An 11,817-nucleotide genomic window follows, 5' to 3' on the forward strand; every position below is an offset into this window, starting at 1 on the left:
CGAGCGGCCGCTCCTAGGAAACCGCTCCCGCGCACTCCGCGCAGGTCCCGAAGATCTCCACCGTGTGCGCCACGTTCACATACCCGTGCTCCGCGGCGATCGTCTCCGCCCACTTCTCCACCGCCGGGCCCTCCACCTCGACCGCCTTGCCGCAGGTGCGGCAGACGAGGTGATGGTGGTGGTCGCCGGTGGAGCAGCGGCGGTACACGGACTCGCCGTCGGAGGTGCGCAGGACGTCCACCTCGCCGGCGTCGGCGAGGGACTGGAGGGTGCGGTACACGGTGGTCAGGCCGACGGAGTCGCCCTTGTGCTTGAGCATGTCGTGGAGTTCCTGCGCGCTGCGGAACTCGTCGACCTCGTCCAGTGCCGCCGCGACGGCGGCGCGCTGCCGGGTGGCACGGCCCTTCACGGGCGGTCCAGCGGTCGTCACCGTTGCCTCCTCACGTCTGCGGCTTGCCGGGCCATTGTGCCAGCCCGCCCCGAGCCGAGTCAGACACCGGCCGCGCCGCCCGCCCCCCGAGTGGCCGGAATCGTGCACTCCGCCGGGTCCCCGGCGGGGTGGGCGGCGGCGGCCGCGCGGGCGCGGCGGCGGGCCAGGGGAGCGGCCAGCGCGCCGAGCGCGAGGAACGCGGCGATGGTCAGCAGCACGATCGTCGCCCCGGGCGGGACGTCCTGGTAGTACGAGGTGACGGTGCCGCCGACGGTCACGCTCACGCCGATCGCCACGGCGATCGCGAAGGTCGCGGCGAAGCTGCGGCTGAGCTGCTGGGCGGCGGCGACCGGGACCACCATCAGGGCGGACACCAGCAGCAGGCCGACGACCCGCATGGCGACCGTCACGGTCACCGCCGCCGTGACCGCGGTCAGCAGGTTCAGGGCGCGCACGGGGAGGCCGGTGACGCGGGCGAACTCCTCGTCCTGGCTGACCGCGAACAGCTGGCGGCGCAGGCCCACGGTGACCAGGACGACGAACGCGGCCAGCAGGCAGATCGACGTGACGTCGGAGGCCGACACCGTCGACAGGGAGCCGAAGAGGTACGAGGTGAGGTTCGCGTTGGAGCCGCCCGGCGCGAGGTTGATGAACATGACGCCGCCGGCCATACCGCCGTAGAAGAGCATGGCGAGGGCGATGTCGCCGCGGGTGCGGCCGTACCAGCGGATGAGTTCCATCAGCACCGCGCCGAGGACGGAGACCGCGGTCGCCATCCAGACCGGGGACGCGGAGAGCAGGAAGCCGAGGCCGACGCCGGTCATGGCGACATGGCCGATGCCGTCGCCCATCAGGGCCTGGCGGCGCTGGACGAGGTAGATGCCGACGGCGGGGGCGGTGATGCCGACCAGGACGGCGGCGAGCAGCGCCCGCTGCATGAAGGCGTAGTCGAGGAAGTCCATCAGCTCAGCAGTCCTGTGCGCATCGGTTCGGCACCCGCCGGGGCGTGCGGGTGGACGTGGTCGTGGCCGGGCAGGGCATGCTGGCCGACGGCCTTCGGCGGCGGGCCGTCGTGCTGCACGCAGCCGTCGCGCAGGACGACCGCCCGGTCGATCAGGGGTTCCAGGGGGCCCAGTTCGTGCAGGACGAGCAGGACCGTCGTACCGGCCGCGACCTGGCTCTTCAGGGTCTGGGCCAGGACCTCTTGGCTGGCCAGGTCCACGCCCGCCATCGGCTCGTCCATGATGAGCAGTTCGGGCTCGGAGGCGAGGGCGCGGGCGATCAGGACGCGCTGGTGCTGGCCGCCGGAGAGCGCGTCGACGTTGTCCCTGGCCCGGTCCGCCATGCCGACGAGGTCCAGGGCGTGCCGTACGGCCTCCCGGTCGCCCTTGCGGAAGACGCCGAAGCGGGTGCGGGAGAGGCGGCCGGAGGAGACGACCTCGGTGACGGTGGCGGGGACGCCGCCGGCGGCCGTGGTGCGCTGGGGCACGTAACCGATGCGCGCCCAGTCCCGGAACCGGCGGCGGGGCGTGCCGAACAGCTCGATCTCGCCGGAGCCGATCGGTACCTGGCCGATGACGGTCCGCACGGCGGTGGACTTGCCGGAGCCGTTGGCGCCGAGCAGCGCGACGACCTCACCGCGGTGCACGGTGAGGTCGATGCCCCGCAGGACCGGGCGCGCGCCCAGGTCGGCGCGGACTCCGCGCAGGGAGATGACGGGCTCCGTCATACCGCTTCCGGTCATGCCGCTTTCTCCGATCGGCTGGTCACTTGGCTCCCAGGGCCTTCTGGAGCGCCTTGAGGTTCGCCTGCTGAACCGAGAAGTAGTCCTTGCCGCGGGACTTGTCCGTGATGCCCTCGATCGGGTCGAGGACGTCCGTCTTCAGCCCGGCGTCGGAGGCGATGGTCTTCGCGGTCTTGTCGCTGACGAGCGTCTCGTAGAACACGGTGGTGACGCCGTCGGCCTTCGCCATCTTCTCAAGCTCCTTCACGCGCGCGGCGCTGGGCTCCGACTCGGGGTCGAGGCCGTTGATGGCCTCCTCGGTCAGGCCGTAGCGCTCGGCGAGGTAGCCGAAGGCGGCGTGGGTGGTGACGAACACCTTGGACCTGGTGTCCGCCAGGCCGTCCTTGAACTCGGTGTTCAGGGCGTCGAGCTGCTTCACCAGGGCCGCGGTGTTGGCCTTGTAGTCGGCCGCGTGGTCCGGGTCGGCCTTCTCGAAGGCCTTGCCGACGCCCTCGGCGACCTGGGCGTAGCGCACCGGGTCGAGCCAGATGTGGGGGTCGAGGCCGGACAGCTCCTCGTTCTCGTGGTCGTCGTGCTCGGCCGCGTGGCCGCCGACCTCGTTGCCGTGCTTCTCCAGGGAGGTCAGGGAGGCGGCGTCGATCTTGGTCTTGACCTCGGACTGGGCCACCGCGTCGTCGACGGAGGGCTGGAGGTTCTTGACGTAGAGCACCGCGTCGGACTCCTGGAGCTGCGCGGTCTGCCGGGCGCTGATCTCCAGGTCGTGCGGTTCCTGGCCGGGCTGGGTGAGACTGGTGACGTGGACGTGGTCGCCGCCTATCCGCTCGGCGAGGAAGGCCATCGGGTAGAACGACGCGACGACGTCGAACCTGTCGGTGTTGCCGGCGGCACTGGCCCCCGAGCAGGCGGTGAGGGTGCCGAGCCCGAGGGCGGCGGTAGCCGCCATGGCTATGCCGGATATGCGCTGACGCCGTACGTTCATGACAGTCATTTTCAACAAATATGGAAACCGTTGTCAACAAGCCCGTCCCAGGTCCGGTGCAGGAGTGGGTAAGGGCTGGGCAAAGGGCCGGGTAAGGGAACCGATTTGATTCAGGGGGAGCCCCCGCCGGTACCCTGAACCATTCGCTGGAAGCATCTCGCTTCGTCGCCCGTCGTCGTTATGAAGAGAGCACCGTGGCCGCCGACAAGATCGACACCATCGTCAGCCTGAGCAAGCGCCGTGGCTTTGTATTCCCCTGTAGTGAGATCTACGGCGGCCAGCGTGCCGCCTGGGACTACGGACCGCTGGGTGTCGAGCTCAAGGAGAACCTGAAGCGCCAGTGGTGGCGCTACATGGTGACGTCGCGCGAGGACGTGGTCGGTATCGACTCGTCCGTCATCCTGGCCCCCGAGGTCTGGGTCGCCTCCGGTCACGTCGCCACCTTCTCCGACCCGCTGACCGAGTGCACCTCCTGCCACAAGCGGTTCCGCGCGGACCACCTGGAGGAGGCCTACGAGGCCAAGCACGGCCGTCCCCCGGCGAACGGCCTGGCCGACATCAACTGCACCCACTGCGGCACGAAGGGCCAGTTCACCGAGCCCAAGCAGTTCTCGGGTCTGCTCTCGACCCACCTCGGCCCGACGCAGGACACCGGCTCCGTCGCCTACCTGCGCCCCGAGACCGCCCAGGGCATCTTCACCAACTTCTCCCTCGTGCAGACCACCTCGCGCCGCAAGCCGCCGTTCGGCATCGCGCAGATGGGCAAGTCCTTCCGCAACGAGATCACGCCCGGCAACTTCATCTTCCGCACCCGCGAGTTCGAGCAGATGGAGATGGAGTTCTTCGTCAAGCCGGGCGAGGACGAGACGTGGCAGGAGTACTGGATGGAGCAGCGCTGGAACTGGTACACCGGCCTGGGCCTGCGCGAGGAGAACATGCGGTGGTACGAGCACCCGAAGGAGAAGCTCTCCCACTACTCCAAGCGCACCGCTGACATCGAGTACCGCTTCCAGTTCGGCGGCAACGAGTGGGGCGAGCTGGAGGGCGTCGCCAACCGCACCGACTACGACCTCTCCGCCCACTCCAAGGCCTCCGGCCAGGACCTCGCGTTCTACGACCAGGAGGCCCAGGAGCGCTGGACGCCGTACGTCATCGAGCCCGCGGCCGGTGTCGGCCGCGCGATGCTGGCGTTCCTCCTCGACGCCTACGTCGAGGACGAGGCCCCCAACGCCAAGGGCAAGCTGGAGAAGCGCACGGTCCTGCGCCTCGACCACCGCCTGGCCCCGGTGAAGGTCGCGGTCCTGCCGCTGTCCCGCAACCCGGAGCTGTCCCCGAAGGCCAAGGGCCTCGCCGCCGCGCTGCGCCAGCACTGGAACATCGAGTTCGACGACGCGGGCGCGATCGGCCGCCGCTACCGCCGCCAGGACGAGATCGGCACGCCGTACTGCGTCACCGTCGACTTCGACACCCTCGACGACAACGCCGTCACCGTGCGCGAGCGTGACTCCATGAAGCAGGAGCGCGTCTCCCTCGACCAGATCGAGGGCTACCTGGCGGGCCGCCTGCTCGGCGCCTGACCCAGGATCCTCACCGGTGCCGGGTCCCTGTTCCCAGGGGCCCGGCACCGTGCTGTCTCAGAGGTCCAGGTCCACGTACAGGGCCGCGTGGTCCGACGCCGATTCGAGCTTCGACTTCACCGTGTCGAAGGACTTGATGCCCTCCGCGTAGATTCCGCGAGTCTCCAGGCCGACATGCTGCACCTCGGGCCACAGTGACGGCGGGAGCAGCACGTAGTCGAGCTTGTCGTCGGTGTTCCGGCAGTCCCCGTGGGTGCCGGGCAGTCCGCGGTAGGCGGGGTGGCTCATGACGTCCCGCAGGCCGGTCTCCCCCAGCTCCACGGCCGGTGTGCTGTCCGGGTCGTCGTTGAGGTCCCCGGCGACAACGACGTGCGGGGTGCGCTCCGACGCGGCACGGTAGATCTCCGCGACCCGCCGTGCCTGGGCCAGCCGCAGATCCGGGTCGTCCTGGAACTTGCTCTTGAGGTGGTTGCCGAGGATCACGAGCGTCGATCCGTCGAGCTCGATCTCGAACTCGGGGCAGTCCCGGCTGAAGAGGCGCTCGTCGGGGCGGTCCGGGCGGGTGTCGAAGACATGGGTGCGGACGGAGGTGATCGGGTACCGGCTGAAGATCCCGACGTCGATGCCCCGGGGGTCGTTGCCGTCGACGAGCAGGTTGTACGGGTACGGCCGCCTGCCCAGTGCCCCGTGCAGGACCTGCGTGTTGAACCGCTCCAGGGCGAGCCGGTCCTCCACCTCCACGGTCAGCAGGATGTCCGCGTCGACCTCCGAGACCACCCGGCCGGTGTTGCGTACGACGCCCAGATCGAGGTCGTCCTGTCCCAGCTCCGCCCAGCCGGCCCACCCGGCACGGCCGTTGGCGGTGACCTCGACCCGGGTGCTCTCGCCCGACCCGGTCGTCTTGAACAGCCCGGAGCCCTTGCCGGGGCGGGACTGGTTGACGAAGATCGGCGGCGGGTCCTCGGGGTTGATCTCGTACGCCCGGTGCTTCTCGATGAGCCTGGCGATCTCCCCCTTGTCCGCGGGCTGGTACACCGGCAGATCGAGGAGCGCGACCAGCTTGGCGAAGTCGCTGACGATCTCATCGCGCTCGGCCGCCTTCTCGAGACGGAAGGCCGTGGGCCGGCGGAACAGGTTCTCCATGTTGAACGTGGCGATACGGATGCTCATGGCAGACCTCCACGGCGGCGCGCAAGGGCCGCTCGGCCGGTGGCAGGCGCCGCCTGGGTGACTGCGCACCGACATGTCCCATTGTCCTCGCCATGCCCGGCGCGTCGACCGGACAGGTGCCGGTCGACGGGTGACAGATGACAGATATTGAAATCTGTCATCTGTCATGTCAGGGTGGAACCCATGACCCTCCCCACCCGCCCCCTCGGCAGCACCGGCCCCCACGTCTCCGCCCTCGGCCTCGGCTGCATGGGCATGACCGCCCTCTACGGCGGCGCGGATCCCGCCGAGTCCGTCGCCACGATCCACGCCGCGCTGGAGGCCGGCGTCACCCTGCTGGACACCGGCGACTTCTACGGCATGGGCAGCAATGAACTCCTCATCGCCGAGGCCCTGCGCACCGCGCCCGCCGCCCGGCGCGAGCAGGCCCTGCTCAGCGTGAAGTTCGGCGCCCTGCGCGGCCCGGACGGCTCCTGGCTCGGCTACGACGGCCGGCCCGCCGCCGTGAAGAACTTCGCCTCCTACTCCCTCCAGCGCCTCGGCGTCGACCACCTCGACGTCTACCGCATCGCCCGCCTCGACCCCGACGTCCCCATCGAGGAGACGGTCGGCGCCCTCGCCGAACTCGTCGAGCAGGGATACGTCCGGCACATCGGCCTCAGCGAGGTCGGTGCCGCGACCATCCGCCGGGCCGCCGCGACCGCCCCGATCGCCGACCTCCAGATCGAGTACTCGCTCATCTCCCGGGGCATCGAGCGGTCGATTCTGCCCGTCACCCGCGAACTGGGCATCTCCGTCACCGCGTACGGCGTCCTCGGCCGGGGCCTGATCTCCGGGCACTTCACCGCCGAACGGCAGCTCGCCGCAGGCGACTTCCGGACCTTCTCGCCCCGCTTCCAGGGCGACAACCTCCGGCACAACCTGACCCTGGTCGAGGCGCTGCGCGCGGTCGCCGACCGCAAGGGCGTCACCGTCGCCCAGACCGTGATCGCCTGGGTCCTCGCCCAGGGCGAGGACATCGTCCCGCTGATCGGCGCCCGCAGCCGGGAGCGGCTCGCGGAGTCGCTGGGCGCCCTGGACGTCGTCCTCGACAAGGCGGACCTCGCGGAGATCGAGGAGGCCGTGCCCGCCGACGCGGCGGCCGGTGCCCGCTACGCCCCCGCCGCGATGGAACACCTCGACAGCGAGCGCTGACCCACCTGCCCGGTACCGTCTGAACCATGGCCCCGCCGCAGACCTCCGAGATCCTGACCCCCGAGCGCATCCTCGAAGCGACCGAGGAGGTGCTGCGGCGCCACGGCCCCGCCAAGGCCACCGTGGTCGACGTGGCCCGCGCGCTCGGGGTCAGTCACGGCAGTGTCTACCGCCACTTTCGCACCAAGGCGGCGCTGCGCGAGGCGGTCACCCAGCGGTGGCTGGACCGCACCTCCGAAGCCCTCGCGGGGCTGGCCGCCGACGAGACGCGCGCCCCGCGGGCCCGGCTGCGCGCCTGGCTCGCCGCCCTCTTCGAGGCCAAGCGGCGCAAGGCGGGCGACGACCCCGAACTGTTCGCCACCTACCTGGTCCTGTCCGACGAGAGCGGCGAGGCCGTCGGCCGGCACATCGCCGACCTCACCGGCCAGCTCGCGACGATCGTCACGGCGGGCGTCGCGGCCGGCGACTTCGCCCCCTGCGACCCGGCCGTCGCCGCCCGCACCGTCTTCCACGCCACCGCCCGCTTCCACGACCCCCGCCACCGCGCCCTGTGGGAGCGGCCCGAGGCGCAGGCGGACTTCGAGGCGCTGGTGGACCTGCTGCTGAGGGGCCTGGGCGCCGCACAGGCGGCTCACATCCCGGCGGACTAGAGTGTGCGGCCGACCGCGCGCGGGACCGACCCCACGCGTGACACCGAGACGAACCGGGAGAGACCCCATGCCCCCGACGATCCGCAGGGCGGTGATCCCCGCCGCCGGACTCGGCTCCCGGCTGCTGCCGCTGACGAAGGCGACCCCCAAGGAGATGCTCCCGGTCGGCGACAAACCGGTGATCGAGCACACCGTGCGCGAGCTGGTGGACTCCGGCATCACGGACATCACCATCGTCGTCTCCGGCGGCAAGTCCCTCATCCAGGACCACTTCCGCCCCAACCCCGCGCTCGTCGAGCAGCTCCGCGCCGACGGCAAGCCCGCCTACGCCGACGCCGTCGAGGAGATCGCCGAGCTGGCCCGCCGGGGCCACATCACCTACCTCGACCAGCGCGGCCCCTACGGCAACGGCACCCCGGTCCTCAACGCCGCCCGCTCCTTCGGCGACGAACCCGTCCTCGTGCTGTGGCCCGACGACGTGTTCGTGGCCGAGGTCCCCCGTGCCCAGCAGCTCATCCGCGCCCACGAGCAGACCGGCTGCCCCGTCCTCGCCCTCATGCCGATGGACCCCGCCGACTCCCAGCGCTACGGCGTCCCCCTCGTCAAGGAGGACCTCGGCGCCGGCACCCTGCGCATCACCGGCCTGGTCGAGAAGCCCGAGCCGGAGGCCGCACCCTCCTCCTACGCGGCCATCGGCGGCTATGTCATCACCCCCGGCATCGTCGACGAACTCCGCGAGCAGACCCGCCGCTGGTACGAGCACCGCACCGGCGAGATCTACCTGACCGACGCGATCAACGCCTACGCCGCCACGCGCGCCGTCTACGGCCAGGTCATCCAGGGCCGCTGGTACGACACCGGCAACCCCGCCGACTACCTGATCGCCCAGATGGCCCACGCCCTGGCCCACCCCGAGTACGGGCCGCGGCTGCGCGGCCTGGTCAGCGACCTCGACGGCACGCCCGACGGTACGCCCTAACGGGCCTGCGCCGTCGCCGCGCACCGCCAGAAGTCCCGCATCAGCGGGGTCGGCGTCGGGTTCTCCATCGCCACCTGGGTCAGCAGGACCGTGACCGTGCCGGTGGCCGGGACGAGGTGCGCCGTGGTGCCCGTGCCGCCGACCCAGCCGTAGCGGCCGGGCACGTTCCACGGGGCCAGGGGAGCGATGTCCACCTGGCCGCCGTAGCCCCAGCCCTGGCCCTCCAGGAACAGGGCGCCCCCGTCGCGCTGACCCGCGCCGAGGTGGTTGCTCGTCATCCGGGCGACCGAGGTGGGGGAGAGCAGCCCGCCGGCGCCGTCCAGGAGCAGCCGGGCGAAGGCCAGCCAGTCGTCGGCCGTGGAGACCAGGCCCCCGCCGCCCGAGGGGAAGGCGGGGAGCCGGCTCCACTGGCCGTCCGGGCGGTCCGTCACCTCCAGTGCCCCGGCGCCGTCGGGACGGTACGCGGTCGTGAAACGGTCCCGCTTCTCCTCGGGGACCGTGAACGCGGTGTCCTTCATGCCCAGCGGCTCCAGCAGCCGCTCGGCCAGGAACCGCGGCAGGGACCGGCCCGACGCCCGGGCGATCAGCACACCCTGGAGGTCGGACGCCGTGCCGTACAGCCAGGCCTCGCCCGGCTGGTGCAGCAGCGGCACCCGGGCCAGCTCGGCCAGCCAGACCTCCGGGGCCGGGTACGCCTGCGGCGCCCGACCGTCCTTCTGCACCCCGAACAGCGCCTGCACCGCCGGGAGCGTGAAGTCGGACGGAAAGCCCCAGCCGGGACGGGAGGACAGCAGGTCCTCGACGGTGATCGGGCGGGCCGCCGGGACGACGTCCGTCACAGGACCGGACGGCGTGCGCGCCACCACGGGGCGGGCCAGCTCCGGAAGCCACTGCGCCACCGGTGCGTCCAGGGCGACCACGCCCTCGTCCACCAGCATCAGCAGCGCGGCCGCCGTCAGCGGCTTGGTGATCGACGCGATCCGGAACAGCGAGTCCCGGGCCATCGGGGCGGAGCCCTCGGCGTCGACCGAGCCCACGGCCACCACCTCCACCTCGTCCCCGCGGGCCACCAGGCCCACGGCCCCGGGAACCGTCCCGTCGTCGACGTACCGTCGCAGGGTGGTGTGGAGCGTGCTCATGGCGGGGGCCTTCCGTGCGGGAACCACGAGAGCTGTCCTGCCTACGACTCCCCGCGCGCCCGGAACTCATCGCCGGTCATGGCCGGTCGCCTCAGGTCATCGCCGCTCCTCGCCGGACCGCCCCTCGGCCGGGTCCACCGTCGCCTGGTGTGCCTCCGCGAGATGGTCGGCCGCCTTCAGCCACGGCAGGAACTGGGCGCCCTCGCGCCAGCCGCACGTGTCGCACTCGACGGTGCGCCGGACGCCCGCCCGCCGCACCCGGACGACATGCCCGCGCCCGTGCCGGTCCCAGCGGCTCACCTTGCTCTCGTCGATCCGCGCCACGACGCCTCCCGCATCCCGGTCCGGGCCCACCCCGGTCGGCAAGGAGTGTGCAGCACGGGCGACGGCAACGGGGCGCTTCCGGGCTGGAGTTGACCAAGCCGTTCCCTCGCGGTGACGGACCCGGTGACCGACGTGCCGACCCACGCGCCGGCCGGCCGGACCGGCGTCAGCCGATCCTGCGGGGCAGACGCAGGCTCAGCAGCCCCGTCACCACCACGCCCGCCACCTGCACGGCCAGCGTCGCCACCAGGGCGTCCCGCACGCCCGACCCCGGGACCAGGGAGAGGAACAGGGTGCCGAGGGTGGCCACCCCCAGGGCCAGCGAGGCCTGCTGGGTGGTCACCATCATCCCACTGCCCACACCCGCCCGCGCCGACGGCACCTCGGACATCACCAGCCGCATGACGACCGGGAGTTGGAAGGCCTGCCCGGCACCCGCCACCGCCGTGCCCGGCAGCAGCTCCAGGACGCCGACGTCGGGCCAGTCGGCGCGGACCGTCAGCAGGATCAGCAGCACACCGATGCCCTGGAGCGCCGCCCCCGCCGTCACCACCCGCGACCCGAACCGGGCCACCAGACGGGGGCCGGCCAGTGAGGCGAGGAAGAACGCCACGGCCATCGGCGCGAGCGCCAGCCCCGCCCGGACCGGGCCGAGCCCCGCCCCGCTCTGCAACGCCACCGCCACCACGAACATGAACCCGCTGAAGCCCACCGCGAGCGGCGCCATGATCGTCAGCCCGCGCCGCAGCGTGGTGAGCGCGAGCAGACTCGGCGGGACCAGCGGCGTCCGGCCGAGCCGGTCGGCGCGCCGCTCGACGCCGTAGAACGCCGCCGCCACCAGCGGGAACGCGGCCAGCGACAGCCAGGTCCAGAGCGGCCACCCGGCCGCCCGGCCCTCGGTCAGCGGGGCGAGCAGCGTCAGCAGGGCGGCGGCGAGCAGGACGGTGCCGGGGCCGTCCACCGGCTCGGGGTGCGGGGAGCGGCTCTCCGGGACGGTCCGCACGGCCAGGACCAGGCCCACGACGACCACGGGCACGTTCACCAGGAACACCGAACGCCAGCCGGTCCCGGCCAGGTCCGCCGCCACCAGCACCCCGCCCAGGATCTGGCCCGCCACCATGGACAGGCCGGCCGTGGCGCCGTAGAGGCTCATCGCCCGGGCCCGGCGCGGACCCTCCGTGGACGACTGGATGGTGGCGAGGACCTGCGGGACCATCGCGGCGGCCGAGGCGCCCTGCGCCACCCGCGCCAGGACCAGCGGCCACGCGCCGGGGGCGAGCCCGCAGGCCAGCGAGGTCAGACCGAAGGCCGCCATACCGCCCAGGAACAGCCGGCGCCGGCCGAAGAGATCGCCGAGCCGGCCGCCGAGGACCAGCAGCACGGCGTACGCGACCCCGTACCCGGCGACGACGAGCTCCAGGACGGACTCGCCCGCGGCCAGGTCCCGGCCGATGGTCGGCAGGGCCACGTTGACGATGAAGAAGTCGATGAGGGGCAGCGCCGCACCGAGCAGCACGGTGAACAGGCCGAGGGGGCCGAGAGGACGGGCCGGGACCGCGGCGCGGACGCCCGACGCGGCGGTGGTGGTCGTTGACTGGGTCACGTCCCCGAGCGTGCGCCGCGCCCCAGAC

General features: G+C 72.2%; 12 protein-coding genes. 4 read left to right on the forward strand and 8 right to left on the reverse strand.

What is annotated here, in order from left to right; genetic code table 11:
- Positions 1-13 precede the first annotated feature (13 nt).
- From AQJ58_RS02905 to AQJ58_RS02920, 4 genes are read right to left on the reverse strand one after another with little or no spacing between them, the layout of a single operon-like run.
- The gene (locus AQJ58_RS02905; RefSeq protein ID WP_067244443.1) at positions 14-430 is read right to left on the reverse strand and encodes a Fur family transcriptional regulator; all 417 of its coding nucleotides are present in this window, start codon (positions 428-430) and stop codon (positions 14-16) included.
- 59 nt (positions 431-489) lie between these two features.
- A complete protein-coding gene (locus AQJ58_RS02910; protein WP_067244445.1) occupies positions 490-1,392 on the reverse strand; it encodes a metal ABC transporter permease in 903 nt (300 codons plus the stop codon).
- Positions 1,392-2,159 carry a metal ABC transporter ATP-binding protein gene (locus AQJ58_RS02915; RefSeq protein WP_067244446.1) on the reverse strand — a complete coding sequence of 256 codons (768 nt, stop codon included), beginning with the start codon at positions 2,157-2,159 and terminating at the stop codon, positions 1,392-1,394. The genes AQJ58_RS02910 and AQJ58_RS02915 overlap by 1 nt, the downstream gene beginning before the upstream one ends.
- Before the next feature lie 37 nt (positions 2,160-2,196).
- A complete protein-coding gene (locus tag AQJ58_RS02920; RefSeq protein ID WP_067244448.1) occupies positions 2,197-3,153 on the reverse strand; it encodes a metal ABC transporter substrate-binding protein in 957 nt (318 codons plus the stop codon).
- A gap of 194 nt (positions 3,154-3,347) precedes the next feature.
- Here AQJ58_RS02920 and AQJ58_RS02925 point away from each other — a divergent pair, with 194 nt between their 5' ends.
- Positions 3,348-4,730, forward strand: a complete 1,383-nt coding sequence (locus tag AQJ58_RS02925) for a glycine--tRNA ligase (RefSeq protein ID WP_067244450.1) — start codon at positions 3,348-3,350, stop codon at positions 4,728-4,730.
- A gap of 57 nt (positions 4,731-4,787) precedes the next feature.
- Here AQJ58_RS02925 and AQJ58_RS02930 read toward each other — a convergent pair whose 3' ends face one another.
- Complete coding sequence (locus AQJ58_RS02930) at positions 4,788-5,900, reverse strand: endonuclease/exonuclease/phosphatase family protein (protein WP_067244452.1); 1,113 nt, start codon at positions 5,898-5,900, stop codon at positions 4,788-4,790.
- A gap of 183 nt (positions 5,901-6,083) precedes the next feature.
- Here AQJ58_RS02930 and AQJ58_RS02935 point away from each other — a divergent pair, with 183 nt between their 5' ends.
- The 3 genes from AQJ58_RS02935 (at position 6,084) to AQJ58_RS02945 (ending at position 8,723) form a co-directional block, all read left to right on the forward strand.
- On the forward strand, positions 6,084-7,094 hold the full coding sequence (locus AQJ58_RS02935; RefSeq protein WP_067244453.1) for an aldo/keto reductase: 1,011 nt from the start codon (positions 6,084-6,086) through the stop codon (positions 7,092-7,094).
- 26 nt (positions 7,095-7,120) lie between these two features.
- Complete coding sequence (locus AQJ58_RS02940; RefSeq protein WP_067244455.1) at positions 7,121-7,744, forward strand: TetR/AcrR family transcriptional regulator; 624 nt, start codon at positions 7,121-7,123, stop codon at positions 7,742-7,744.
- A 67-nt stretch (positions 7,745-7,811) separates the two neighbouring features.
- Complete coding sequence (locus AQJ58_RS02945) at positions 7,812-8,723, forward strand: UTP--glucose-1-phosphate uridylyltransferase (RefSeq protein WP_067244456.1); 912 nt, start codon at positions 7,812-7,814, stop codon at positions 8,721-8,723.
- On the opposite strand, the gene AQJ58_RS02950 is transcribed toward AQJ58_RS02945, so the two are convergent.
- The 3 genes from AQJ58_RS02950 to AQJ58_RS02960 all read right to left on the reverse strand — a co-directional run bounded on the left by AQJ58_RS02950 (position 8,720) and on the right by AQJ58_RS02960 (position 11,789).
- A complete protein-coding gene (locus AQJ58_RS02950; RefSeq protein WP_067244458.1) occupies positions 8,720-9,862 on the reverse strand; it encodes a serine hydrolase domain-containing protein in 1,143 nt (380 codons plus the stop codon). The genes AQJ58_RS02945 and AQJ58_RS02950 overlap by 4 nt on opposite strands.
- Positions 9,863-9,958: 96 nt before the next feature.
- Positions 9,959-10,186 carry a hypothetical protein gene (locus AQJ58_RS02955; RefSeq protein ID WP_067244460.1) on the reverse strand — a complete coding sequence of 76 codons (228 nt, stop codon included), beginning with the start codon at positions 10,184-10,186 and terminating at the stop codon, positions 9,959-9,961.
- A gap of 166 nt (positions 10,187-10,352) precedes the next feature.
- Complete coding sequence (locus AQJ58_RS02960) at positions 10,353-11,789, reverse strand: MFS transporter (RefSeq protein WP_067244462.1); 1,437 nt, start codon at positions 11,787-11,789, stop codon at positions 10,353-10,355.
- Between the last annotated feature and the right edge of the window lie 28 nt (positions 11,790-11,817).

Source organism: Streptomyces sp. DSM 15324 (genome assembly GCF_001514285.1).
Taxonomy (GTDB): domain Bacteria; phylum Actinomycetota; class Actinomycetes; order Streptomycetales; family Streptomycetaceae; genus Streptomyces.